Origin of the sequence: Streptomyces coerulescens (assembly GCF_042657965.1) — a bacterium.
In the GTDB taxonomy this organism is placed as follows: domain Bacteria; phylum Actinomycetota; class Actinomycetes; order Streptomycetales; family Streptomycetaceae; genus Streptomyces; species Streptomyces coerulescens.
In genome coordinates this window covers 154132-179327 of the sequence record NZ_JBHSKM010000022.1, presented here as the reverse complement: position 1 = coordinate 179327, position 25196 = coordinate 154132, and the positions used below count along the sequence as shown (strand labels likewise).

The window sequence follows — 25196 nt, the reverse complement described above, 5'->3', positions numbered from 1 at the left end:
ACCCTTGTCGGGTGAGCAGCCCCACCCCCGACGCCCTCCTGAGCCCCGCCGACGTCCGTGAGCTGGCGAGCGCCCTCGGCGTACGCCCCACCAAGCAGCGCGGCCAGAACTTCGTGATCGACGCGAACACGGTCCGCCGTATCGTCCGCACCGCGGAGGTCCGGCCGGACGACGTGGTCGTGGAGGTAGGCCCGGGTCTCGGCTCCCTCACCCTCGCCCTGCTGGAGGTGGCCGACCGCGTCACCGCCGTCGAGATCGACGACGTCCTGGCCGGCGCGCTGCCCGCGACCATCGCGGCCCGGATGCCCGGGCGCGCCGAGCGGTTCGCACTGGTGCACTCCGACGCGATGCACGTCGACGAGCTGCCCGGCCCGCCGCCCACCGCGCTGGTCGCCAACCTCCCGTACAACGTGGCCGTCCCGGTCCTGCTGCACATGCTCGCCACCTTCCCGAGCATCGAACGCACCCTCGTCATGGTGCAGTCGGAGGTCGCCGACCGCCTCGCCGCCGCACCCGGCTCGAAGGTGTACGGCGTGCCCTCGGTCAAGGCCAACTGGTACGCGGAGGTCAAGCGGGCCGGCGCCATCGGCCGCAATGTCTTCTGGCCCGCCCCGAACGTCGACAGCGGCCTGGTGTCCCTGACCCGGCGCACCGAACCGCTCAAGACCACCGCGACCAGGCGTGAGGTCTTCGCCGTCGTCGACGCCGCCTTCGCCCAGCGCCGCAAGACGCTGCGCGCCGCCCTGGCCGGCTGGGCCGGTTCGGCGGCCGCCGCCGAGGCCGCCCTGGTCGCCGCGGGAGTCTCCCCGCAGGCGCGCGGAGAGTCCCTGACGGTCGAGGAGTTCGCGGCCATCGCCGAGAACAAGCAGGCCACCGGTCAGGAGGCACAGGCCGCCGGCCAAGACACCCGGGCCACCGGTCAGGAGACACCGAGCACCGGCCGGGAGACACAGGCCACCGCCCCGTCGGCACGGTCCGCCGCCGAGCACGAGGAGTCCGAGTAAGTGAGCGCGAGCGTCGTCGTACGGGTCCCGGCCAAGGTCAACGTCCAGCTCGCGGTCGGCGCCGCCCGCGCGGACGGCTTCCACGACCTGGCCAACGTCTTCCTCGCCGTCGGCCTGTACGACGAGGTCACCGTGACCCCCTCGCCCGGCGGGGTGCGCGTCACCTGTGACGGCTCCGACGCCGACCAGGTCCCGCTCGACCGTACGAACCTCGCCGCCCGCGCGGCCGAGGCGCTCGCGGCGCGGTACGGCCTCACGCCCGACGTGCATCTGCACATCGCCAAGGACATCCCGGTCGCCGGTGGCATGGCGGGCGGCAGCGCCGACGGCGCCGGAGCGCTGCTGGCCTGCGACGCGCTGTGGGGCACGGGCGCCTCTCGCGAGGAACTCCTCGACATCTGCGCCGAGTTGGGCAGCGACGTCCCCTTCAGCCTGGTCGGCGGCGCGGCCCTCGGCACCGGGCGGGGCGAGAAGCTGCGCCCGCTGGAGGTGGGCGGCACCTTCCACTGGGTGTTCGCGATGGCCGAGCGGGGGCTGTCGACGCCCGCGGTCTTCCGTGAGTTCGACCGGCTCGGCGAGGGCACCGACATCCCTGAGCCCGTCGCCTCCCAGCCGCTGCTCGACGCCCTCGCCAAGGGCGACCCGGACGCGCTCGCCGCCGCCGTCTCCAACGACCTGCAGCCCGCCGCCCTTTCGCTGTTCCCGGAACTCGCCGACACCCTCGCCGCGGGCCTCGCGGCGGGCGCGCTGACGGCGCTGGTCTCCGGCTCGGGCCCGACCACGGCGTTCCTCGCCCGGGACGCCGAGTCGGCCGTGAAGGTGGCCGACACCCTGCGCACGTCCGGGACTTGCCGTGCGGTGCGCACCGCGGCCGGGCCCGCGCAGGGCGCCACGGTCGTGCGGGCCGCCGGAGCGTGACGCCGTACTCACAAGTACGCGTTCTTCGCCCGATCTCCACACGGAAGTACTGCGATCGCAGTACACGAGGGGCTGTTGGGGCGATTAGGGTCGCTTGACGTTTCAACTGTCGGGCCGGTGCGCCCGGCCCTCCGTCAAGCGCACTTCTGGAAGGGGACACTCCTGTGTCCGAATCCCCCACACCCGCCCAGTCGTCCCACCGTAGAAAGCGCTCCCTGTCCCGTCGCGGCATGATCGCCGCGGGCGGGGCGGTGGCCGCCGGAGCCGCGCTCACGCCCATGGTGTTCGCCGCCGGCGACTCCGAAGGGACGGACAACTCCGCCTCCGATTCCGGTGGTTCGGGCACCACGCCCGAGAAGTTCCCCGCCACCCGGACCGAGGCCGCCACCGGCACCGGCGAGGCCACCACCGCCTTCGCCGCCTCCTACGTGGGAGTGCGCTGGTCCGGCGCGAAGGAGGGCGCCGCCATCCGGCTCGCGAACGGCGACTGGCGGAACCTGACGAGCGGCTGCGCGGCCGTCGAGGACGGTGGCACGGCCCTGGTCGCCGCCGGTGACGCCAAGGTCTACGAGCTGAGGGCGCCGAGCGGCATCGACGGTGTGCGCTCGCTGGCGATCGACACCACTGACGGCCCCGACCGCACCGTCCAGGTGCCCAGCGAGCCCACGCGCGTGCGCGGCGTCGGCTACCTCTCGCGGCCGGCCTGGGGCGCCGACGAGTCCAAGCGGTACAAGGACGGCAAGGTCAACTCGCCCGAGGTGTACTACCCGCTCCAGGTCATCACGGTCCACCACACCGCGACGCCGAACGACGACCCCGACCCGGCCGCGACGGTACGCGCGATGTACGAGTACCACGCGATCACCAACGACTGGGGCGACATCGGCTACCACTTCCTCATCGACGAGGCGGGCACCGTCTACGAGGGCCGCTACTCCGGCGACGACGGCATCCCCGCCTTCAACCCCGACGGCGACCTCGTCACCGCCTTCCACTCCGTCGGCTACAACTCCGGCGCCCTCGGCATCGCCCTCATCGGCAACCTCCAGGAGAAGCCCCCGACGGACGCGGCCAAGGCCTCCCTGATCCGGCTGATCAAGGTGATAACCCGGTTCAAGGGCCTCGACCCGCAGGCGAGGGTGACTTACACCAACCCCGTCAACGGCACCAAGAAGGACACCGACACCGTCGGCGGCCACCGCGACTACTTCGACACCGAGTGCCCCGGCCAGGTCATGTACGACCTCCTGGCCGAGGTCCGTGCGGCGGCGGCACGCCGCTGACGCCGGGCACGGCGAGGCGCCCCGGGGACCGCGGTGGGGTCCCCGGGGCGTACGGCTGTGCGTAAGGCGGCGTACGGCGGTGCGGACGGCGGCGTACGGCTGTGCGGACGGCGGCGTACGGCTGTGCGGACGGCGGCGTGCGGGGCTGTCGGTGGGCGCGACTACCCTGGAAGGTCGATCGTCCCCCTGGGCAGGAGAGAAATGGCCGTCAATCTGGTCAATGTCGAGAACGTCAGCAAGGTGTACGGCACCCGTGCCCTGCTCGACGGTGTCTCGCTCGGCGTCTCCGAGGGCGACCGCATCGGCGTCGTCGGACGCAACGGCGACGGCAAGACGACCCTGATCCGGATGCTGGCCAAGGTGGAGGAGGCCGACACCGGCCGGGTCACGCACTCCGGCGGGCTGCGCCTCGGCGTCCTCACGCAGCACGACTCGCTCGACTCCGAGGCCACCGTCCGGCACGAGGTCATCCGGGACATGGCCGACCACGAGTGGGCGGGCAACGCCAAGATCCGGGACGTGCTCACCGGCCTCTTCGGCGGGCTCGACCTGCCCGGTTTCCCGCAGGGCCTGGACACCGTCATCGGCCCGCTCTCCGGCGGCGAGCGGCGGCGGATCGCGCTCGCCAAGCTGCTCATCGAGGAGCAGGACCTGATCGTCCTCGACGAGCCCACCAACCACCTCGACGTCGAGGGCATCTCCTGGCTCGCCCAGCACCTGCGCGAGCGGCGCTCGGCGCTCGTCTGCGTCACCCACGACCGCTGGTTCCTCGACCAGGTCTGCACCCGCATGTGGGACGTCCAGCGCGGCGACGTCTACGAGTACGAGGGCGGCTACTCCGACTACGTCTTCGCGCGCGCCGAGCGTGAGCGGATCGCCGCGACCGAGGAGGTCAAGCGGCAGAACCTGGTCCGCAAGGAGCTGGCGTGGCTGCGCCGCGGCGCCCCCGCGCGGACGTCCAAGCCGCGCTTCAGGGTCGAGGCCGCCAACGAGCTCATCAAGGACGTACCGCCGCCCCGCGACAGCAGCGAGCTGATGAAGTTCGCGTCCTCCCGGCTCGGCAAGACGGTGTTCGACCTGGAGGACGTCACCGTCCAGGCCGGCCCCAAGGTGCTGCTCAAGCATGTGACGTGGCAGCTCGGCCCCGGCGACCGCATCGGCCTGGTCGGCGTCAACGGCGCGGGCAAGACCTCGCTCCTGCGCGCGATGGCCGAGGCCGCGCGGACCGAGGGCGAGGCCCAGCCGGCCGGCGGGCGGATCGCGGTCGGGAAGACCGTCAAACTCGCCTACCTGTCGCAGGAAGTGGCCGAGCTGAACCCGAACTGGCGGGTGCTGGAGGCCGTCCAGCAGGTGCGTGAGCGCGTGGACCTGGGCAAGGGCCGCGAGATGACCGCCGGTCAGCTGTGCGAGACGTTCGGCTTCAACAAGGAGAAGCAGTGGACGCCGGTCGGTGACCTGTCCGGCGGTGAGCGCCGCCGGCTCCAGCTGCTGCGGCTGCTCATGGACGAGCCCAACGTCCTCTTCCTCGACGAGCCCACCAACGACCTCGACATCGAGACGCTCACCCAGCTGGAAGATGTCCTCGACGGCTGGCCGGGCTCGATGATCGTCATCTCCCACGACCGGTTCTTCGTGGAGCGCACCACGGACCGGGTGTTCGCGCTGCTCGGCGACGCCACGCTGCGGATGCTGCCGCGCGGCATCGACGAGTACCTGGAGCGCAGGCACCGGATGGAGGCACAGGTCGCGGCGGCTGCCGCGACTCCGGCCGCGGAGAAGGCCGTGCCGGAGAAGAGCTCGGCCGACTCGCGTGCAGCCAAGAAGGAGTTGCAGAAGATCGAGCGGCAGCTCGACAAGCTCTCCGAGCGGGAGACCAAGCTGCACGCGCAGATCGCCGAGCACGCGACGGACTTCGGGAAGGTCGCCGAACTCGACGCGGAGCTACGGGACTTGGCGGGGCAGCGGGATGAGCTGGAGATGCGGTGGCTGGAACTGGCGGAGGACGCGTAGCGCTCCGCTGGTCTGGCCGTGACTACGGAAGTGGCGGGCTTGGGTGGGGTGTCGGGTGCGGCGGTGTGGGGGCTGGTCGCGCCCGCGCGGCGGTAGCCGCAAATCGATACGGCCCCGCGCCCCTTCAAAAGGCGCCTGCGGCGCCGTTGTCGGGCGGCTGCGTGTGCTGTGTGAAGGGGGCGTGAAGGCGCATAACGGGGGTATCACGGGGCGGTTCTCCCTTGGGAACAGGGGAGGATGCGGGCCGGTGTGCTGTCGGTGGCGGGTGATAGAAAGGGCCGCCTGAGAACAGTCTGAGAAACGCTGGTGTGGCGGAAACGCGACGGCACAGAACGTGGCACCACACCGGTCTCAAGGGGGAACCGCTCATGAGCCAGCCGCCCAACCAGCCGCCGCAGGGCGGTTTCGGCGCACCACAGGACCCGCGGCAGGGCGGCTTCGCAGCGCCGCAGCCCGGGCAGCAAGGTGCGCCGCAGACCCCGCCCCCGCCGCAGGGCGCCCCCCAGACACCCCCGCCGCCGCAGGGCCCGCCGCAGACGCCGCCGCCCCCGCAGACCCCGCCGTCCGGCCCCCCGCAGCCCGGCTACGGCTACCCGCAGCAGCCGGGCCAGCCAGTTCAGCCGGGCCCGTACCAGTCCGGGCCGTACGCCCAGCCCCAGCAGCAGCCGGGGCCGTACGGGTATCCGCAGCAGCCCGCCCCGGGTTACGGCTACCCGCCCCAGCCGCAGTACCCGGGCGCACCCGGCACCCCGCCCGGTGGCTCGCGCAACCCCTTCAAGGGCAAGCCCGCCGTCGTCATCGGCGCCGCCGTCGCGGCGCTGCTCGTCATCGGTGGCACCGTGTACGCGGTCACCGGTGGCGACGACAAGAAGGACGACAAGCCGGTGGCCCAGGGGAGCGACGACCCCAAGGGCTCCGAGTCGCCGTCCGAATCCGGCGGTGGCGGTGACGACCCGGAGAACCTCAACGGGGGCCGCCAGGCGGGCGAGTCGAAGGTGCTCTGGTACAAGCCGGCGCCCGACGCGCCCAAGTCCGGCGCCGACGCCCCCGGCATGTGGATCACCGACCGGACCGCGGTGAAGGCGGCGTACAAGCAGCTCTTCGGCTTCAAGGTCGCCGACGGCGAGGACGCCTGGGACCCGATCACCTTCCCGGAGAAGATCTGCGCGGTCACCCCGCAGAAGTCCGACAGCGACAAGATCGTCGTCGCGTACATGAGCGGCAGCAGCGACCGCGCCAAGTGCAACCAGCTCCAGCAGGTCGACCTGAACACCGGCGACAAGGGCTGGAAGGGCAGCGTCGCCGACGGCCAGCTCTTCGACAGCACGCTCGACGTCGAACTGACCATCACCGGCAAGACGTTGCTGGTGGGCCGCTCGCAGTCCGGTACGGCGTACGACATCGACAGCGGCGAGAAGATGTGGGACAAGACGCGCTTCGGGGACAAGTGCTTCCCCGACGCCTTCGCGGGCGGCGACAAGATCATCGCCGTCGCGTCCTGTGCCGCCTCCAGCAGCGACGAGCACGACGAGGTGCAGGAGCTCGACCCGTCGACCGGCGAGGCGAAGTGGACCAGGCGCTTCGACAAGGGCTGGCGCGTGTCGCGCGTCTTCTCCCTCGACCCGCTGGTCATCTACGGCACGAACGAGGACAAGAAGGCGTGGAACATCTCCACGTTCGACTCCGCCGGCAAGATCCGCTCCCAGGTCGACGTCGACCTGGAGATCGGCGCCGAGTGCGGCTGGGCCATCCTCCAGCGTGACCTTCAGGGCTGCTCCGGCGTGGTCGCCGACGCGAACACGCTGTACATGCCCACCAAGTCGACCGCCAGCGCCAATGAGATCGTCGCCATCGACCTCGGCAACGGCAAGGAGAAGTGGCGGGTGAAGTCCCCGGCCGACGACTCGATGCTGCCGATCAAGGTCGAGGACGGCAAGCTCATCGCCTACGTCCAGGCGACCTACGACGCGGGCGGCCAGGTCGTGGCGATCCCGATCTCCGGGAGCGGCCACCAGCCGGCGAAGGTGCTCCAGAACCCGGCGAGCGCCGCGGACATCGAGAACGGCTTCTTCTCCAAGGCCTACGCCTGGGCCGACGGCCGCTTCTACCTCTCCAGCACCCGGCTGAGCGGGCAGGACGAGGCCAAGGAGAAGCTGATGCTCGCCTTCGGCAAGTGAGGCGCGCACCGCTCGCGCCCCTCGCGCCCGACCCCGTGTCCGTCGTCCCCCTCCCCTGAGGTACCCACGCCATGAGCCAGCCGCCGCCTCCGCCGCCCAACCAGCCCCCGCCGGGCGGGTTCGGCCCGCCGCAGGATCAGCCGCCCCAGCAGCCGGGCGGCGGCTTCGGCGCCCCCCAGCCGTCGCAACGGCCCCAGCAGCCGCCCGCGCAGCCTCCGCAGCCGCCGGCCCAGGCACCCGGGCAGCCCGGCTACGGCTACCCCCAGCCTCCCCAGCCCCCGCAGGGCGCCCCCCAGGCCGCCCCGCCCGGGTACGGCCCTGCGACCCCGCAGCCCGCTCCGTACGGCCAGCCGCAGAACCCCTACGGCCAGCCCCAGAACCCGTACACGCAGCAGCCCGGCTACGGCTATCCGCAGCAGACCGTGCCGATGCACCCGCAGCCCGGACAGCCCGCCGGCGGGGGCCGGTCCAGCTCGCAGCTGGCCGTCGTCGTGGCGGCGGCCGTCGTGGTGATCGCCCTGATCATCGGCGGTGGCGTCTGGTACGCGAAGTCCGGTGACAAGGGCGGCAAGGACGACACCGCGAGCTCCAGCGGCGGCACCGGCGGCGGTGGCGATGACGCGGGCGGCGGCTTCGACGCCCCCGACGGCACGGAGAAGGTGCCCTCGAACACCGCCTCCTCGGTCCTCTTCCAGGTCCCGGCTCCCGATGTCGACGACGACACCAGCATCGTGGTGTCCGGCTCGTGGCTGACCGACAAGGCGTACGTCAAGAGCGGTGTCGCGGAGATCGTCGGCTACGACCTCGACAAGGGCTCCGAGCTGTGGTCGGTCAAGCTGCCCGGCCCGGTGTGCCAGGCCAGCAAGCACATCAGCGAGGACGGTGTGACGGCCGTCGCCTTCGAGCCCGCGATGCCGACCAAGGACAAGCCCTCGCACGGCTGCACCCAGGTCGCCGCGATCGACCTCGACGCGGGCAAGAAGCTGTGGACCAAGTCCGCCCAGAACGCGGACGGGCAGATCCGCTACGACAACATCACCGTCAGCGGGGGCACCGTCGCCGCGGGCGGCACCAGCGGCGGCGCCGCCTGGGACCTGGAGTCGGGCAAGCCGCTGTGGGTCCCGAAAGCCGACGACGACTGCTACGACCTCGGGTACGCGGGCGGCCCGAAGATGGCCGTGGTCCGCAGGTGCGGTTCCTACGACCAGCCCCAGCTGCACATCCAGACCATCGACCCGAAGACCGGGAAGGTGATCTCCGAGTACAAGATGGCCGAGGGCGTCGAGTACGCCAGCGTCATCTCCACCGACCCGCTGGTCGTGGCGGCGGAGGCCGGCCAGTCCGAGGACGCCATCGGCATCACGGACGCCTTCTCCATCGACAACAGGACCGGCAAGCTGCGCATCCGTATCTCCGTGCCGGGCGACCAGTTCGCGGCCCGCTGCTCCGGCGTCACCACCATCGAGTCGTGCACGGGCGTCGTGGTGGGCAACGACCGGCTCTACGTCGAGACGAAGCAGCACGAGGGCAGCGGCGAGTACGGCCAGACCAACGAGATCGTCTCCTTCGACCTGGCCACCGGCAAGCAGACCGGTCAGCGCGCGGACGCGGGCGACCGGTACACGATCACGCCCCTGCGCATGGACGGCGGCAATGTGATCGCGTACAAGCGTCCCCCCTACGACAAGGGCGGACAGATCGTCAGCATCGACGGCGGCAGTTTCGAGGAGACGAAGCTGCTGGAGAACCCGGCCACGAGGCCCGTGCGGGACGTGGAGACGCGGATGTCGCCGGAGTACTCCGAGATCCTCTACTCGCAGGGCCGTCTGTACATGTCCGCCAAGTTCGCCAGCGAGCTGGGCAGTTCGGGCACCCGCAAGGCCCATGTGATCGCGTTCGGCGCGAACGGCTGAGATCGCCGAGCCCGGTGGTGAAGACGGCTCCGTCCCTGCTCGGGGGCGGAGCCGTTCGCGTACCGTCTCATCGCCCTCGAATACCCGGAAAGCCAGAAAATCCGCCGTTCCGGGGCACTTCTCGCCTGTAGGGGGAGCGCAACGTCGAACAAGCGTGTAGCTTCCGGGGGCATGAAGGGCGGGGGAGCCGGGAGGGGGCTTCTGTCCGCGCGGACCAGTGGGCATCCATAGTGGGGCATCCGGACTGGCGCAGGCGGTCCTGGGTAGTGATGGGTATCCATTGGGGGGACTGGGGGGTTGCTCGATGGGAGTTCGGCTCATGGTGGTCGACGACCACCGATTGCTCGCCGAGGCACTGGCCTCGGCACTGAAGTTGAGGGGGCACCGGGTGCTGGCCGCGGCGGCGCCCGCCGCGGGGGCGGCGGAGCTGGTGATCACGCGGGCGCCCGAGGTGTGCCTGCTCGGGACGGCGACGCCCGCGGAACCGGGGATGTTCGACCCGGTGGCGAAGATCAAACGGGAACGTCCGCAGGTGGCGGTGCTGGTGCTCGGCCCGGTGCCGAGCCCGCGCGGCATAGCGGCGGCGTTCGCGGCCGGGGCCTCCGGCTATGTCCGGCACGACGAACGCATAGAGGGCGTCGAGCGGGCGATCATGAAGGCACGGGCGGGGGAGGCGGCGGTGGCGCCGCAGCTGCTCCAGGGCGCGTTCAGTGAACTGCTCAACCCCGCGGCGCAACCGGACGACGAGGGCCAGCGCCTGCTCCAGTTGCTCACCCCGCGCGAGGTCGAGGTCCTGGTACGGGTGGCCGACGGCGAGGACACCCGCCTGATCGCCGCCGGTATGGGCATCGCCCCGTCCACGGCCCGCACCCACGTCCAGCGGGTCCTGATGAAACTCGGCGTCGGCTCCCGCCTGGAGGCGGCGGCCCTGGCGGCCCGCACGGGATTGCTGGACCGGGCGGGACCGGTGCCGCAGACGGAGACACAGGGGGAGTAGCTGCCCCAGCTTCCAGCCCGTCCGGCGTTTGAGGACGAGGCCGTTCAGGCCGAAGCGGGGGTCCGGGGGCGGCAGCCCCCGGGGACGGGACGGGAAGGGGCGGCGGGGGCGAAGAGAGACCCGCCCGCCCCCACCCACCGTCAGCCCTGGGGCTCCTCCCCCGCCTCGACATCCGGCGGCGGCGGAGCCGTGGGCCGCAACTTCAGCCAGACCAGGAAGAAGAGGCCCAGCAGCAGCATCCCCAGCCCGGTCCAGAGATTGATGTTCACGCCCTCGGCCTTGTCGATCGTGGCGTCGTCATCGGTGAGCCCGGCGATCGTGACGATCACGCCGTAGAGCACGAAGAGGCCGCCGATGATGCGCCGGATGTCGAAGAGCCGCGCGGCCGTGGCCGACTTCTCCTGAAGCTCGGTGACCTCGCGCTGGACGTCCTGCTCGGAGTACCCGGAGGACCCGGGGTGTTCGGAGTGTGGGTCGGTCATGATGTCAGCCCTCCGTCGTCAGAGCGAGAACGAGAACGGGATGTAGCAGGCGGCCGCCAGCACGATCGCACCCCAGCCCAGCAACGCCGGCTTGCGGTACCACGCGTCGTCGCCCTCGGCCGGCGGCTCGGCCATCCCCGGGGAGCGGGTGCCGTAGACCAGGCCCTGGAGCTCCTTCGTCGGCTTGGGGGCGGTGAACAGCGAGACGGCGACCATGACGACCGCACCGGCCACGAATCCCGCGATCGCGGAGACGAAGTTGGCGCCCTGGTCGGAGGGGATCGAGATGATGTCCTGCTTGTAGAAGACGAAGTAGTTCACCATCGCCGCCGTCGTGCCGGCCAGCAGACCCCAGAAGCCGGACTTCATCGACGCCCGCTTCCAGAACATGCCGACGATGAAGACCACGAACATCGGCACGTTGAAGAAGGAGAACAGGGTCTGGAGGTAGCTCATGATGTTCGAGAACGACGATGCCAGGAACGCCGTGCCGATCGACGCCAGCACACCGATCGCCGTGATCAGCCGGCCGAAGCGCACGTAGTAGGCGTCCTCGCGGCCCTGCACCACGTACTTCGCCCAGATGTCCGTGGTGAACACCGTGTTGAAGGACGACACGTTCGCCGCCATGCCGGCCATGAACGCGGCCAGCAGGCCGGTCACCGCGATGCCCAGCACGCCGTTGGGCAGCAGCCCCTCCATCAGATAGGGGATGGCGTCGTTGTACTGGTAGCCCGACTCCTCCGTGCCGAAGCCGGGGACCAGGGCCGCGGCGGCCAGGCCCGGGATCATCACCAGGAACACGATGAAGATCTTCGGGAAGGCCGCGATCAGCGGGGTGCGCTGGGCCGCCGAGAGGTTCTTCGCGGACAGGGCCCGCTGGACCTCGGCGAAGTTCGTCGTCCAGTAGCCGAACGACAGCACGAAGCCGAGGCCGAGGACGATCGTCAGCCAGTTCGCGCCCAACGGGTTCGCCTCCCCGATACCGGTGCCGCCCCACGCGGTGACGAAGTTGTCGCCATGGGTCTGGGTCAGCTTGTCGCTCAGGCCGTCCCAGCCGCCGACCTTCTTCAGCGCCAGCACGGTGATCGGGATCAGCGCGGCCAGGATCACGAAGAACTGCAGGACCTCGTTGTAGATCGCGGACGACAGGCCGCCGAGGGTGATGTACGCGAGGACGAAGAAGCCGGCGACCACGATGGCCACCCACTGCGGCCAGCCCAGCAGGGCCTCGACGACGATCGCCAGGGCGTACAGGTTCACGCCGGCGATCAGGATCGCGGCGAAGGCGAACAGGATCGAACTGAGCAGGTGTGCCCATTTGTCGAAGCGCAGCAGCAGGAACTCGGGGACCGAGCGGACCTTGCTGCCGTAGTAGAAGGGCATCATCACCAGGCCCAGGAACACCATGGCCGGGATGGCGCCGATCCAGTACCAGTGGACGGTGTAGGCACCGTACTGGGCACTGTTGGCGGCCATGCCGAGGATCTCGGTGGCGGCCAGGTTGGCGGAGATGAAGGCCAGACCGGTGACCCAGGCGGGCAGGGAGCGCCCGGAGAGGAAGAAGTCGAGGGTGGTCTTCACCGAGCGGCGGGCCGCGAAGCCGATACCCAGCACCACCACGAAGTAGATGCCGAGCAGCGTGTAGTCGAGCCAGTTCGTGGGGAGCCGTAGCTCGGCTGCCAGATAGGTGGGGGAATTTGTGGGGGTTTGCATATGTGCTCGCTTCGTCTCGCGAATCGATACCCAGCGGAACCTACGCCCCTGCGTTCAGTATTTGAACACGTCAGATGGTGCTCTTTGTTTGATTGTGATGTTGACGACGGTGGTGAGTTGTGTTTCTCTGTGTTTAGTTCTGTTTGATGGGAGTCCGGTGTGAAGAAGACCTCGACCCGACTGGCCGACGGTCGTGAGCTCATCTACTACGACCTGCGCGACGACACCGTGCGGGACGCGGTCGACCGCCGCCCGCTGGAGCGCACCGTCACATCGTCCGAGGTCCGTCATGACGTGCTGCTCGGCGACGCCGTCGCCATCGCCTCGCACCGGCAGGGCAGGACGTATCACCCGCCCGCCGACCAGTGCCCGCTGTGCCCCTCCGAGGGCGACCGGCTGAGCGAGATCCCCGACGCGTCGTACGACGTCGTGGTCTTCGAGAACCGCTTCCCCTCGCTGGCCGGCGACTCCGGGCGCTGCGAGGTCGTCTGCTTCACCCCCGACCACCAGGCGTCCTTCGCCGATCTCTCCGAGGAGCAGGCGCGGCTGGTTCTCGACGCGTGGACGGACCGGACGTCGGAACTGTCCTCCCTCCCCTCCGTCGAGCAGGTGTTCTGCTTCGAGAACCGCGGCGCCGAGATCGGTGTCACCCTCGGCCACCCGCACGGGCAGATCTACGCCTACCCCTTCACCACCCCGCGTACCGCCCTGATGCTGCGGTCGGCCGCCGCGCACAAGGAGGCGACCGGCGGGGAGAACCTCTTCGACACCGTCCTGGAGCGTGAACTCGCCGACGGGCGGGTCGTCCTGGAGGGTGAACACTGGCTGGCCTTCGTGCCGTACGCCGCGCACTGGCCGTACGAGGTCCACCTGTACCCCAAGCGCCGTGTGCCCGATCTGCTCGCCCTCGGTGAGGACGCGCGCTCAGAGTTCCCCAAGGTTTATCTGGAACTCTTGAGGCGCTTCGACCGGATCTTCGATGGGCGGGACGGAGGGGAAAGCTCTGTCGGTGAGCCTCCGACGCCGTACATCGCCGCCTGGCATCAGGCGCCGTTCGGCACACTGGAGGACTTCGAGGGCGTCGTGCGGGACGATTTCGCGCTTCACCTCGAGCTTTTCACCATCCGCCGCACTTCCGGCAAGCTGAAGTTCCTCGCGGGTTCCGAGTCCGGCATGAACGTGTTCATCAACGACGTGCCGCCGGAGCGCGCGGCCGAGCGACTGCGAGAGGTAGCGAGTAGATGAGTGGGAAGTTTCTGGTCACCGGCGGGGCCGGCTACGTCGGCAGCGTGGTCGCGCAGCACCTGATCGAGGCGGGTGACGAGGTCGTCGTGCTCGACAACCTCACCACCGGCTTCCGCGAGGGTGTGCCGTCCGGGGCGTCCTTCATCGAGGGCGACATCCGCGACGCCGCCAAGTGGCTGGACTCCTCCTTCGACGCGGTGCTGCATTTCGCCGCGTCCTCGCAGGTCGGCGAGTCGGTCGTCAAGCCCGAGAAGTACTGGGACAACAACGTCGGCGGCACCATGGCGCTGCTCGGCGCCATGCGCGAGGCGGGCGTGCGCAAGCTCGTCTTCTCCTCCACGGCGGCCACCTACGGCGAGCCGGCCGAGGTGCCGATCGTCGAGTCGGCGCCGACGCGGCCCACGAACCCCTACGGCGCCTCCAAGCTCGCCGTCGACCACATGATCACCGGCGAGGCGGCGGCCCACGGCCTGGGCGCGGTCTCCCTGCGCTACTTCAACGTCGCGGGTGCCTACGGCTCCTACGGCGAGCGCCACGACCCCGAGTCGCACCTGATCCCGCTCGTCCTCCAGGTCGCCCAGGGCAGGCGCGACGCGATCTCCGTGTTCGGCGACGACTACCCGACGCCGGACGGCACCTGCGTGCGGGACTACATCCACGTCGCCGACCTGGCCGAGGCCCATCTGCTCGCGGTGAAGGCCGCCGAGCCGGGCGAACACCTCATCTGCAACCTCGGCAACGGCAACGGCTTCTCCGTGCGCCAGGTCATCGAGACCGTCCGGCAGGTCACCGGGCACCCGATCCCCGAGGTCGTGGCCCCGCGCCGGGGCGGCGACCCGGCGGTCCTGGTCGCCTCCGCCGACACCGCCCGCGACCGGCTCGGCTGGAACCCGTCCCGCGCGGATCTCGCGGGCATCGTCTCGGACGCGTGGGAGTTCGCGCAGCGGCGCGGCAACTAGAACGTAGCGAAAGGTCAGGGTGGGGCAGGGCATGAACGTCGACACGGCAGCCGCGGTCGCCGAGCGGTTCGAGGAGCTGTACGGGGCCGCGCCGGAGGGGGTGTGGGCCGCGCCGGGCAGGGTCAACCTGATCGGCGAGCACACCGACTACAACGACGGCTTCGTCATGCCGTTCGCGCTGCCGCACACCGCGGTCGCGGCGGTCTCCCCGCGCACCGACGGCGTGCTGCGGCTGCACTCGCAGGACGTCGAGGGCGGCGTCGTGGAACTGCGCGTCGACGACCTCGAACCCGAGTCGGACCGCGACTGGACGGCGTACCCGTCGGGTGTGGTGTGGGCGCTGCGCCAGGCCGGCCACGTGGTGGCCGGCGCCGACGTCCACCTGGCCTCGACGGTCCCGGCCGGGGCCGGCCTGTCCTCGTCGGCGGCCCTGGAGGTCGTCGTGGCGCTCGCCCTGAACGACCTGTACGACCTGGGGCAGAAGGGCTGGCAGCTGGCCCGGCTGTGCCAGCGCGCGGAGAACGTGTACGTCGGCGCCCCGGTCGGGATCATGGACCAGACGGCGTCCGCGTGCTGCGAGGTGGGCCACGCGCTGTTCCTCGACACCCGCGACCTCTCCCAGAAGCAGATCCCCTTCGACCTGGCGGCGGAGGGCATGCGCCTGCTGGTGGTGGACACCCAGGTCAAGCACTCGCACAGCGAGGGCGAGTACGGCAAGCGCCGCGCGGGCTGCGAGAAGGGCGCGGCGCTCCTGGGCGTGGACGCGCTCCGCGACATCGCCTACGACGACCTGGCGGCGGCCCTCGACGGGCTCGGCGACGAGGAGGAGGTCCGCCGTCTGGTGCGCCATGTCGTCACCGAGGACCAGCGTGTCGAGCGGGTCGTGGCCCTGCTGGAGTCGGGCGAGACGCGCGCGATCGGCCCGGTGCTGACCGAGGGGCACGCCTCCCTGCGGGACGACTTCCGCATCTCCTGCCCGGAGTTGGACCTGGTCGTGGACACGGCTCTGGCCAGTGGCGCCCTGGGCGCGCGGATGACGGGCGGCGGCTTCGGCGGCTCGGCGATCGTGCTGGCCGAGGCGGCGGACGTGGAGACCATCACCAAGGCGGTCGAGGAGGCCTTCGCCACCGCCGGGTTCACGGCGCCGAGGGTCTTCGAGGCGGTGCCGGCGGCCGGCGCGCGACGCGTGCGCTGACGCTCCGCCGGGAGCCGATGCCGCGTGGGGTCGTCATCCGTACGCGGCGCCGCCGTGGCCGGTCGCGCCCACGCGGCGGAGCCGCACATCGATACAGCCCCGCGCCCCTGGGGCGGCGCTACGCGCCGGCCAGATGTTTGGTCAGGGTGTACTCCGTGATGCCCGGCGGATAGTCCGGGATCACGCAGACCACGTCGTACCCCTGCTTCCGGTAGAACCCCGGCGCCTGGAAGTCCCAGGTCTCCACGCGCGCCGAGGTGCAGCCCCGCTCGGCACGGGCCACGCCCTCCGCGTGTGCGAGCAACTGCGAACCCAGACCGGCCCCGCGGGCGCGTTCGTCGACCCAGAGATACGTGACGTGGAGCCAACTGGTCCAGGTGTGCCCGACGAGACCGCCGGCCAGCGTGCCGGAGCGGTCCAACGCCCAGACCTGGAGCGGAAGTTCACGTTCACCTGGGGTTCCCCGCAGGGCGCGCAGGATCGGGGAGGCCGCGGTGTTGGCGTCCCGCAGCCGACGGCGGAGCAGATCCAGCCGTGATTTGTCTACTTCTGTCTCCAGACGAAACATGCGGCTCACCATAAACGCGTTGGCCAACCAGTTCTGCAAATTGCCTTCCACTCCTGCCCCCCGGCCGTACCCTGATGAACAGCACCGGTGGGGGCCGGTGCTGATCAGGGGGCGAGACAGGTCGGGTTCGACGCCCGAAGTGGGGGTAACTGTTTCTGCGCGGCGGCGGCCGTGCGCCATCCCCGCTTCGGGCGTCGTGCCCGCGACGGTGTTCGTCTCCCGGTGTCGTCCTTTGACGATGGGGTATCCCCTGCTCTTCGAGAGCTTGGGGAAGGGGGTTTCGTGGTTCGCATCCGAGTGCTGGTCGTCGACGACCATCGCATCTTCGCCGAGTCGCTCGCCGCCGCCCTGGCCGCCGAGCCCGACGTCGACGTCTCCGCCGCGGGCAGCGGTCCGGCCGCGCTGCGCAGTCTGGAGCGCGCCGCCGCCGAGGGGCGCCGGTTCGATGTCCTGCTCGTCGACGCCGACCTGGGTGGCAACGTGCCAGGTGTCCGGCCCGCCGTGCCCGTCCAGGAGGTGGGCGAGGACGGGCTGGTGGACGGCATTTCGCTGGTCGCCGGGGTCCGCTCCGCGCAGCCGGCGGTACGGACCGTCGTGCTCGCCGAGAAGGACGATCCGCGCCGGGCCGCGCTGGCGCTCCAGGCCGGTGCGTGCGGCTGGGTGGCCAAGGACTGCTCACTGTCCCGGCTGCTCACCGTCATCCGAGGAGTGCTGCGCGACGAGACACATCTGCCGCCCGCCCTGCTCACCGGCGTCCTGCGGGAGCTGACCGCGGCCCGCAAGCACCGCACCGAGAGCGAGCGTCTGGTGGAATCCCTGACGCCGAGGGAGCGCGAAGTGCTGCGGTGCATGGTGGCGGGCCTGGGGCGCAAGGCCGTCGCCGAGCGCCTGTATCTCTCCCCGCACACGGTCCGCACCCACATGCAGAACGTCCTGGGCAAACTGGGCGTCCACTCGACGCTGGCCGCGGTCGCGCTGGCGCGACGGGCGGGGGTGGGCCCGGTGGACCTGGGCCCGACGGGCCGAATCATCCCGGAGGAAAGCAGCAGCGCCTGACGGACGCACCCGAGCCCAACCCTCAAGGCACGGGGGCTGTGCCGACAGCCCTGACCGGCACCGCTGAGCCGCACCCCCAAGGGGCGCGGGGAACTGCGCGACCGGCCACGACGGAGCCGCGGACGGCAAATGGCAGGTCGCGGCTCTCGGCTCAGCCGGGAATGTTGTCGAACGGCGCCGTCAGCTGACGCAGCAACCCGGCCAACTCACCCCGCTGCGCCCGCGACAGCTCCGCCAGGATCGCCCGCTCCTGGTCCAGCAGCCCGGCGAGCGCCTGATCCGCCCGATCGCGTCCCTCGTCCGTGAGACGGACGAGGACCCCGCGCCGGTCGCTGGGGTCGGGAAGGCGCTCGACCAGGCCCTTCTTGGCCAGCCGGTCGATGCGGTTCGTCATCGTGCCCGAGGTGACCAGGGTCTGGGTCAGCAGCTGTCCCGGCGAGAGCTGGTACGGCGATCCCGCGCGTCTGAGCGCGGTCAGCACGTCGAACTCCCAGGGCTCCAGGCTGTGCTCGGAGAAGGCCAGCCGGCGTGCGCGGTCCAGATGCCGCGCCAGTCTGCTGACGCGGCTGAGCACCTCGAGCGGTTCCACGTCGAGGTCAGGGCGCTCCCGGCGCCACGCTGCGACCAGCCGATCGACCTCGTCCTCCATGACGATCAGTGTAGTGGTTGTGTCGACGTGAAGTCTCTTGACGTCAAGATATCTATCGGGGCAGGCTGGTGAGCGAGTCGAGACAGGAGGCCCTCATGTCCGCTGCCGCCACCCCCACCTGGGACCCCGCCCAGTATCTGCGTCACGCCGGCCACCGCGCCCGCCCCTTCGCCGACCTGCTGGCCCGCGTCCCCGGCCTGCCCGCCGAGCGGCCCCGTATCGCCGACCTCGGCTGCGGCCCCGGCAATGTCACCGCCCTGCTCGCCGAGCGCTGGCCGACCGCGCACATCACCGGCTACGACAACTCCGCCGAGATGCTCGACAAGGCCCACGTCGAGCACGAGGGGCCGACGGCCGGCGGCGGCCGGCTCGACTTCGCCCCGGCCGACGTACGCACCTTCACGCCCGCCGAGACGCACGACCTGATCATCAGCAACGCCACCCTCCAGTGGGTGCCGGGGCACGCGGACCGGTTCGCGCACTGGGTGAGCGCCCTGCGGCCCGGCGGCACCTTCGCCTTCCAGGTCCCCGGCAACTTCGCCGCCCCCAGCCACCGCCTGATGCGCGACCTCGCCCCCCGCCACGGCCTCGCCGACGTCCTGCGCCACGACGACGCCGTGCTCGACCCGCGCGACTATCTGGCCCGGCTGGCCGACCTGGGCTGTACGGCGGACGTGTGGGAGACGACGTACGTCCACCTCCTGACCGGCGATGATCCCGTGCTGGACTGGGTGAAGGGGACGGGACTGCGGCCGGTCCTCACCGCGCTCGCCGACGAACCCGAGCGGCGCGACGCCTTCCTGGACGAGTACCGGACGGCCCTGCGGGAGGCCTATCCGGCCGGGGCGCACGGCACGCCCTTCCCGTTCCGCCGCATCTTCGCCGTGGCCCGCAAGGAGGCCTGATGATCACCGCTGTCGACCATGTGCAGCTCGCGGCCCCGCCCGGCTCGGAGGAGCGGCTGCGGAGGTACTACGTGGACGCCCTCGGCATGACCGAGATCCCCAAGCCACCGGTGCTCGCCGCGCGCGGGGGCTGCTGGTTCCGGACGGGCGGTGTACAGCTGCATCTCGGCATCGAGGCGGACTTCCGTCCGGCGAGGAAGGCGCACCCCGGGCTGCGGGTCGCCGACATCGAGCGGTACGGCTCCCGGCTCCGGGCGCACGGGGCACCGGTGGAGTGGGACGAGAACCTGCCCGGGCACCGGCGGTTCTACTCGCAGGACCCGGTCGGCAACCGGCTGGAGTTCCTGGAGCCCCTGACCGCTGTTTGAGCGGTGCCACGCAGGGTCACCCGCTGGGTGACACGAAGTCGGACCTTACGGAGTGAGGAACGTGGCGAAGGAAGAGAAGACCCGGGCCATGAAGGAACAGGCCAAGGGCAAGGCCAAGGAAGCGGTGGGCCGCGTCGTCGGCAACGAGCGCATGACCGCCGAGGGCAAGGCCGACCAGATGAAGGGTGACGCGCGCCAGGCGAAGGAGAAGGGCAAGGACACCTTCAAGCACTGAGCGCGCCGGCCGAGGGCACGGGCACCGGCGGCCGGGGCGTCAGCTCTTGCGGCGCCCTATCAGGTGCGGCTTGGCCTCCAGGCCGTCCAGCCCGTGCCAGGCCAGATTCACCAGATGGGCCGCCACCTCCGCCTTCTTCGGGCGGCGCACGTCCAGCCACCACTGGCCGGTCAGGGCGACCATGCCGACCAGGGCCTGCGCGTACAGGGGAGCCAGCTTGGGGTCGAAGCCGCGGCTCTTGAACTCGCGGCCCAGGATGTCCTCCACCTGGGTGGCGATGTCGGAGATGAGGGAGGCGAAGGAACCCGTCGACTGCGGGATGGGGGAGTCGCGGACCAGGATGCGGAAACCGTCCGTGTTCTCCTCGATGTAGTCCAGGAGGGCGAAGGCGGCCTGCTCGCACAGTTCCCGGGGGTGGCCCGCCGTCAGGCTGCCCGTGACCATGTCGAGGAGCCGGCGCATCTCACGGTCCACCACGACGGCGTACAGCCCCTCCTTGCCGCCGAAGTGCTCGTACACCACCGGCTTCGAGACGCCCGCCTTCGCGGCGATCTCCTCCACCGACGTGCCCTCGAAGCCCTTCGCGGCGAAGAGGGTGCGACCGATCTCCAGCAGCTGCTGGCGGCGCTCCGCACCGGTCATCCGGGTACGGCGGGCCCGCCGCTGCTTCTCATTGCCGGGGGTGCTGCTGGAGTCGGTCGCCACGGCGTCAATCATGCCGCCTCTACGGGTTCCTTCCGGCGCCGGGAGCCGCCTTCCCCGGTGTTCCGGCGCGAATCGATACGCGAGCGTGACGGCCAGCGCACGTCATAGGCCCAGCCGAGCATCTCGCACCAGCGGATGATCCGCGCCGAGGAGTCGATCTGCCCGCGCTCCACACCGTGCCGCGCGGACGTCGGGTCGGCGTGGTGCAGGTTGTGCCAGGACTCGCCGCAGGACAGGATCGCCAGCCACCACACGTTGCCGGACATGTCACGCGACTTGAAGGGGCGCTTGCCGACCGCGTGGCAGATCGAGTTGATCGACCAGGTCACGTGGTGCAGCAGGGCCACCCGGACCAGGGAGCCCCAGAAGAAGCCGGTGAAGGCGCCCCACCAGGACATCGTCACCAGACCGCCGATCAGCGCCGGCAGGGCCAGCGACAGCACCGTCCACCAGATGAACTGACGCGAGATCGTGCGGATCGCCCGGTCCTTGATCAGATCCGGCGCGTACTTGTCCTGGGGGGTGCGCTCCTCGTCGAACATCCAGCCGATGTGCGCCCACCACAGGCCCTTCATCAGCGCCGGGACGGTCTCGCCGTAACGCCACGGGGAGTGCGGGTCACCCTCCGCGTCGGAGAACTTGTGGTGCTTGCGGTGGTCGGCGACCCACCGCACCAGCGGGCCCTCCACCGCCATGGAACCGGCGATCGCGAGGGCGATACGCAGCGGACGCCTGGCCTTGAACGAACCGTGGGTGAAGTAGCGGTGGTAGCCGACCGTGACGCCGTGGCAGGCGAGGAAGTAGAAGAAGACCAGCAGACCGAGGTCCAGCCAGCTCACGCCCCAGCCCCAGGCCAGCGGCACCGCGGCGGCGAGAGCCAGGAACGGGACGACGATGAAGAGAAGAAGCGCGAACTGTTCGAGCGACCCCTTCTTCTCGCCGCCGAGCGTGGCAGAGGTCAACGGGGTGTCGTCGTTCGCCTTCGGGGCGTCTTCGATCACATCGGAGCTCGTGGTCATGGGGCGTCCCCTGTGGGGTCGAGGGTTTTGGCAGGTGCCGGGGTTGCCGGAACCATTCCCGGATTTCGTTACGACGGTGCCTACGGTTCCGTAACCTACGGCGTCGTAAGTATGGCAGTGCGTCGCCCGGCGGCAAGAGCCCGAGAGTCTGCGCGTCCGCGTGGACACCTATCCTGGTGTCGGTCGGACAGCGCGGTCCGCTCTGATTTCTTCCCGGATGTCAGGAGCCGTATGCGGCACCCGCCGCGCGGCGCCTGCGACCGGGTTCCCTCCCGGACGAGCTTCAACACTGCAAGGAGCCGCACCTGTGAGCAGTGCCGACGACCAGAACACGACGACCGGCAGTGAGCTGCGAGCCGACATCCGCCGACTGGGTGACCTCCTGGGCGAGACCCTCGTCCGCCAGGAAGGGCCCGAGCTGCTCGATCTCGTCGAGAAGGTCCGCCGTCTCACCCGCGAGGACGGCGAGGCAGCCGCCGAGCTGCTGAGGGGCACCGAGTTGGACACCGCGGCCAAGCTGGTCCGCGCCTTCTCCACCTACTTCCACCTGGCCAACGTCACCGAGCAGGTCCACCGCGGCCGTGAGCTGCGGGCCCGGCGCGCGGCCGAGGGCGGCCTCCTCGCCCGTACGGCCGACCGGCTCAAGGACGCCGACCCCGAGCACCTGCGCCAGACGATCGAGCACCTCAACGTCCGCCCGGTCTTCACCGCACACCCCACCGAGGCCGCCCGCCGCTCGGTCCTCAACAAGCTGCGGCGCATCGCCGCCCTCCTGGAGGCCCCGGTCCTCGAAGGGGACCGCCGCCGGCACGACACCCGACTGGCCGAGAACATCGACCTCGTATGGCAGACCGACGAGCTGCGCGTCGTACGCCCCGAGCCCGCCGACGAGGCCCGCAACGCCATCTATTACCTCGACGAGCTGCACGCCGGCGCCGTCGGCGACGTCCTGGAGGACCTGACCGCGGAGCTGGAGCGGGTCGGCTACAAGCTGCCCGACGCCACCCGCCCGCTCACCTTCGGCACCTGGATCGGCGGCGACCGCGACGGCAACCCCAACGTCACCCCCCAGGTGACCTGGGACGTCCTGATCCTCCAGCACGAGCACGGCATCAACGACGCCCTCGACCTGATCGACGAGCTGCGCCAGTTCCTGTCGAACTCGATCCGCTACACCGGCGCCACCCAGGAACTCCTGGACTCCCTCCAGGCCGACCTGGACCGGCTGCCCGAGATCAGCCCCCGCTACAAGCGCCTCAACGCCGAGGAGCCCTACCGGCTCAAGGCCACCTGCATCCGGCAGAAGCTGGAGAACACCAAGACCCGGCTGGCCAGGAACATCCCGCACGAGCCCGGCCGCGACTACCTCGGCACCGGCGAGCTGCTGCAGGACCTGACGCTGATCCAGACCTCGCTGCGCGAACACCGTGGCGGGCTGTTCGCCGACGGCCGCATGGACCGCACCATCCGCACGCTGTCCGCGTTCGGTCTCCAGCTCGCCACCATGGACGTCCGCGAACACGCCGACGCCCACCACCACGCCCTCGGTCAGCTCTTCGACCGGCTCGGCGAGGAGTCCTGGCGCTACGTCGACATGCCCCGCGAGTACCGTGCCAAGCTGCTCGCGAAGGAACTGCGCTCCCGCCGGCCGCTCGCGCCCACCCCGGCGCCGGTCGACGCGGCGGGAGAGAAGACCCTCGGCGTGTTCCAGACCGTGAAGCGGGCCCTGGAGGTCTTCGGACCCGAGGTCGTGGAGTCGTACATCATCTCCATGTGCCAGGGCGCCGACGACGTGTTCGCCGCGGCCGTCCTCGCCCGTGAGGCGGGCCTGCTCGACCTGCACGCCGGCTGGGCGAAGATCGGCATCGTGCCGCTCCTGGAGACCACCGACGAGCTCAAGGCCGCCGACACGATCCTGGAGGACATGCTCTCCGACCCGTCCTACCGGCGCCTCGTCGCGCTCAGGGGCGACGTCCAGGAGGTCATGCTCGGCTACTCCGACTCCTCCAAGTTCGGCGGCATCACCACCAGCCAGTGGGAGATCCACCGCGCCCAGCGCCGGCTGCGTGACGTCGCGCACCGCTACGGGGTGCGGCTGCGCCTCTTCCACGGCCGCGGCGGCACCGTCGGCCGCGGCGGCGGCCCCTCGCACGACGCGATCCTCGCCCAGCCGTGGGGCACGCTCGAGGGCGAGATCAAGGTCACCGAGCAGGGCGAGGTCATCTCCGACAAGTACCTCGTGCCGTCCCTGGCCAGGGAGAACCTGGAGCTGACGGTCGCGGCGACGCTGCAGGCCTCCGCGCTGCACACCGCCCCGCGCCAGTCGGTCGAGGCGCTCGCCCGCTGGGACGCCGCGATGGACGTCGTCTCCGACGCCGCCCACGCCGCCTACCGCAGGCTCGTCGAGGACCCCGACCTGCCGACGTACTTCCTCGCCTCCACGCCGGTCGACCAGCTCGCCGACCTGCACCTGGGCTCGCGGCCCTCCCGCCGCCCCGGCTCGGGCGTCTCGCTCGACGGGCTGCGCGCCATCCCGTGGGTCTTCGGCTGGACCCAGTCCCGGCAGATCGTGCCCGGCTGGTTCGGCGTCGGCTCGGGCCTCAAGGCCCTGCGCGAGGCCGGCCTGGACACCGTGCTCGACGAGATGCACGAACACTGGCACTTCTTCCGCAACTTCATCTCCAACGTCGAGATGACGCTCGCCAAGACCGACCTGCGGATCGCCGGACACTACGTCGACACCCTCGTCCCGGACGAGCTCAAGCACGTCTTCGACACCATCCGCACCGAGCACGAACTGACCGTCGCGGAGGTCCTGAAGGTCACCGGCGAGGACGAACTCCTCGACGCCCAGCCCGTCCTGAAGCAGACGTTCGCCATCCGCGACGCCTACCTGGACCCGATCTCCTACCTTCAGGTCACCCTGCTCAAGCGCCAGCGCGACGCGGTCGCGAGCGGCGCCGAACCCGACCCGCTGCTCGCCCGCGCCCTGCTCCTCACGGTCAACGGCGTGGCGGCCGGCCTGCGCAACACCGGCTGACCGCAGGGCAGTCGACACCGGTGCCCCCGTGCTGCCTACGAGCACGGGGGCACCGTTCGTCATTCGTCGGGCGTCAGGCCCTGCGACGCCGGAACGCCAGGTAGCCGCCCGCGGCCAGCAGCGCCGCGGCCGCCGTCGACAGCAGGCCCACCGGGGCACCGTTGCCGGTCTCGGCGAGATCGCCCTCGGCATCGCCCTGCGCCGACGGCGACGATGACGGGGCCGCCTCACCCGCGGACGTGGACGGGCTCGGGGTCGGCTCGGAGCTTTCCCCGCCCGGCGTCTGGGACCCGGGCTCGGAGGCGGACGGCGTGGGCGTGCCGCCACCCGGCTCCTCGTCCTCGCAGTCCGTCCAGAACACCTTGTGCTTCGCGGCCCCCTTCTCGCCGTCGAAGTTCCAGAACAGCTTGTAGTGGCCGTCGGGCAGTGTCATGTCCGCCGTACGGCCATGACCCTCGCCGTCCAGCGTGATCGCGCCGGACTTCACGGTCTCGCCCTTGACGGCGGCCGTCGGGGCCCAGGCCTCGATGTGCCAGGAGACTTGCTGCACGGAGTCGAAGCCGAACGCGTCGAGGTAGAACTCGCACACGTGCGGCTCGTTCTTGCGCAGTTCTTCGCCGGTGGTGGCGTCATGGATCTTCACGGTGCCGTTGTCACCAGGAGCGGTGGCGTGCGCGGCGGCCGGGGCGGACAGCAGTGCTGCCGCGGCGACGGCGGACAGGGCACCGACGCGGTTGAGGGTACGCATGGGG

The 25196-nt window shown here is 70.8% G+C and carries 22 protein-coding genes; 15 read left to right on the top strand and 7 right to left on the bottom strand.

Annotated features, from left to right (window positions below):
* The first annotated feature begins 11 nt into the window (after positions 1 to 11).
* The 7 genes from rsmA to ACFPQ9_RS28175 all read left to right on the top strand — a co-directional run bounded on the left by rsmA (position 12) and on the right by ACFPQ9_RS28175 (position 10302).
* Positions 12 to 1004, top strand: coding sequence for a 16S rRNA (adenine(1518)-N(6)/adenine(1519)-N(6))-dimethyltransferase RsmA (gene rsmA, locus ACFPQ9_RS28205; RefSeq protein ID WP_380859148.1), 993 nt, complete (start codon positions 12 to 14; stop codon positions 1002 to 1004).
* Positions 1005 to 1922, top strand: a complete 918-nt coding sequence (locus tag ACFPQ9_RS28200; protein ID WP_380859145.1) for a 4-(cytidine 5'-diphospho)-2-C-methyl-D-erythritol kinase — start codon at positions 1005 to 1007, stop codon at positions 1920 to 1922.
* 164 nt (positions 1923 to 2086) lie between these two features.
* Positions 2087 to 3205, top strand: a complete 1119-nt coding sequence (locus tag ACFPQ9_RS28195) for a peptidoglycan recognition protein family protein (RefSeq protein ID WP_380859142.1) — start codon at positions 2087 to 2089, stop codon at positions 3203 to 3205.
* A gap of 201 nt (positions 3206 to 3406) precedes the next feature.
* Complete coding sequence (locus ACFPQ9_RS28190) at positions 3407 to 5215, top strand: ABC-F family ATP-binding cassette domain-containing protein (protein WP_380859139.1); 1809 nt, start codon at positions 3407 to 3409, stop codon at positions 5213 to 5215.
* A 368-nt stretch (positions 5216 to 5583) separates the two neighbouring features.
* Complete coding sequence (locus ACFPQ9_RS28185) at positions 5584 to 7392, top strand: outer membrane protein assembly factor BamB family protein (RefSeq protein ID WP_380859136.1); 1809 nt, start codon at positions 5584 to 5586, stop codon at positions 7390 to 7392.
* A gap of 71 nt (positions 7393 to 7463) precedes the next feature.
* Positions 7464 to 9305 carry an outer membrane protein assembly factor BamB family protein gene (locus tag ACFPQ9_RS28180; RefSeq protein WP_380859133.1) on the top strand — a complete coding sequence of 614 codons (1842 nt, stop codon included), beginning with the start codon at positions 7464 to 7466 and terminating at the stop codon, positions 9303 to 9305.
* A 304-nt stretch (positions 9306 to 9609) separates the two neighbouring features.
* Positions 9610 to 10302 (top strand): helix-turn-helix transcriptional regulator, encoded by a 693-nt coding sequence (locus tag ACFPQ9_RS28175; RefSeq protein WP_380859130.1) that lies wholly within the window; start codon positions 9610 to 9612, stop codon positions 10300 to 10302.
* 140 nt (positions 10303 to 10442) lie between these two features.
* Here ACFPQ9_RS28175 and ACFPQ9_RS28170 read toward each other — a convergent pair whose 3' ends face one another.
* Both ACFPQ9_RS28170 and ACFPQ9_RS28165 read right to left on the bottom strand, forming a co-directional pair.
* Positions 10443 to 10784, bottom strand: coding sequence for a hypothetical protein (locus tag ACFPQ9_RS28170; protein ID WP_380859127.1), 342 nt, complete (start codon positions 10782 to 10784; stop codon positions 10443 to 10445).
* Between the two features lie 18 nt (positions 10785 to 10802).
* A complete protein-coding gene (locus tag ACFPQ9_RS28165) occupies positions 10803 to 12500 on the bottom strand; it encodes a sodium:solute symporter family protein (RefSeq protein WP_380859124.1) in 1698 nt (565 codons plus the stop codon).
* A gap of 159 nt (positions 12501 to 12659) precedes the next feature.
* Here ACFPQ9_RS28165 and galT point away from each other — a divergent pair, with 159 nt between their 5' ends.
* Genes galT through galK form a run of 3 tightly spaced genes read left to right on the top strand, consistent with a single transcriptional unit; the run spans position 12660 to position 15899 of the window.
* Positions 12660 to 13745, top strand: coding sequence for a galactose-1-phosphate uridylyltransferase (galT, locus tag ACFPQ9_RS28160; protein ID WP_380859121.1), 1086 nt, complete (start codon positions 12660 to 12662; stop codon positions 13743 to 13745).
* Positions 13742 to 14704, top strand: coding sequence for a UDP-glucose 4-epimerase GalE (gene galE / locus ACFPQ9_RS28155; protein WP_380859118.1), 963 nt, complete (start codon positions 13742 to 13744; stop codon positions 14702 to 14704). Before galT ends, galE begins: the two co-directional genes overlap by 4 nt.
* Positions 14705 to 14735: 31 nt before the next feature.
* Positions 14736 to 15899, top strand: coding sequence for a galactokinase (gene galK, locus ACFPQ9_RS28150; RefSeq protein ID WP_380859115.1), 1164 nt, complete (start codon positions 14736 to 14738; stop codon positions 15897 to 15899).
* Between the two features lie 118 nt (positions 15900 to 16017).
* Here galK and ACFPQ9_RS28145 read toward each other — a convergent pair whose 3' ends face one another.
* Positions 16018 to 16479 carry a GNAT family N-acetyltransferase gene (locus ACFPQ9_RS28145; protein ID WP_380859483.1) on the bottom strand — a complete coding sequence of 154 codons (462 nt, stop codon included), beginning with the start codon at positions 16477 to 16479 and terminating at the stop codon, positions 16018 to 16020.
* A 270-nt stretch (positions 16480 to 16749) separates the two neighbouring features.
* Here ACFPQ9_RS28145 and ACFPQ9_RS28140 point away from each other — a divergent pair, with 270 nt between their 5' ends.
* Positions 16750 to 17523, top strand: a complete 774-nt coding sequence (locus ACFPQ9_RS28140; protein ID WP_125529549.1) for a LuxR C-terminal-related transcriptional regulator — start codon at positions 16750 to 16752, stop codon at positions 17521 to 17523.
* A 151-nt stretch (positions 17524 to 17674) separates the two neighbouring features.
* Here the strand turns inward: ACFPQ9_RS28140 and tamR are convergent, their stop codons facing one another.
* Positions 17675 to 18172: a MarR family transcriptional regulator TamR gene (tamR, locus tag ACFPQ9_RS28135; RefSeq protein WP_103779353.1), complete on the bottom strand. Its 498-nt coding sequence runs from the start codon at positions 18170 to 18172 to the stop codon at positions 17675 to 17677.
* Positions 18173 to 18267: 95 nt separating this feature from the next.
* On the opposite strand from tamR, the gene ACFPQ9_RS28130 reads away from it, so the two are divergent.
* The 3 genes from ACFPQ9_RS28130 to ACFPQ9_RS28120 all read left to right on the top strand — a co-directional run bounded on the left by ACFPQ9_RS28130 (position 18268) and on the right by ACFPQ9_RS28120 (position 19680).
* Positions 18268 to 19077 (top strand): trans-aconitate 2-methyltransferase, encoded by an 810-nt coding sequence (locus ACFPQ9_RS28130; RefSeq protein WP_380859111.1) that lies wholly within the window; start codon positions 18268 to 18270, stop codon positions 19075 to 19077.
* On the top strand, positions 19077 to 19445 hold the full coding sequence (locus ACFPQ9_RS28125; RefSeq protein WP_380859108.1) for a VOC family protein: 369 nt from the start codon (positions 19077 to 19079) through the stop codon (positions 19443 to 19445). Before ACFPQ9_RS28130 ends, ACFPQ9_RS28125 begins: the two co-directional genes overlap by 1 nt.
* A gap of 61 nt (positions 19446 to 19506) precedes the next feature.
* Positions 19507 to 19680 (top strand): CsbD family protein, encoded by a 174-nt coding sequence (locus ACFPQ9_RS28120; protein WP_271664250.1) that lies wholly within the window; start codon positions 19507 to 19509, stop codon positions 19678 to 19680.
* 39 nt (positions 19681 to 19719) lie between these two features.
* Here ACFPQ9_RS28120 and ACFPQ9_RS28115 read toward each other — a convergent pair whose 3' ends face one another.
* Together ACFPQ9_RS28115 and ACFPQ9_RS28110 are read right to left on the bottom strand one after the other, a co-directional pair.
* Positions 19720 to 20397, bottom strand: coding sequence for a TetR family transcriptional regulator (locus ACFPQ9_RS28115; protein ID WP_380859105.1), 678 nt, complete (start codon positions 20395 to 20397; stop codon positions 19720 to 19722).
* Entirely contained in the window at positions 20394 to 21404 is a 1011-nt protein-coding gene (locus ACFPQ9_RS28110; RefSeq protein WP_380859102.1) for an acyl-CoA desaturase, read from the bottom strand. The genes ACFPQ9_RS28115 and ACFPQ9_RS28110 overlap by 4 nt, the downstream gene beginning before the upstream one ends.
* Positions 21405 to 21711: 307 nt before the next feature.
* Between ACFPQ9_RS28110 and ppc the strand changes: the two genes are divergently transcribed.
* Positions 21712 to 24444 carry a phosphoenolpyruvate carboxylase gene (ppc, locus tag ACFPQ9_RS28105; RefSeq protein WP_380859099.1) on the top strand — a complete coding sequence of 911 codons (2733 nt, stop codon included), beginning with the start codon at positions 21712 to 21714 and terminating at the stop codon, positions 24442 to 24444.
* 73 nt (positions 24445 to 24517) lie between these two features.
* On the opposite strand, the gene ACFPQ9_RS28100 is transcribed toward ppc, so the two are convergent.
* Positions 24518 to 25192, bottom strand: coding sequence for an LPXTG cell wall anchor domain-containing protein (locus ACFPQ9_RS28100; RefSeq protein ID WP_380859096.1), 675 nt, complete (start codon positions 25190 to 25192; stop codon positions 24518 to 24520).
* Positions 25193 to 25196: the final 4 nt, after the last annotated feature.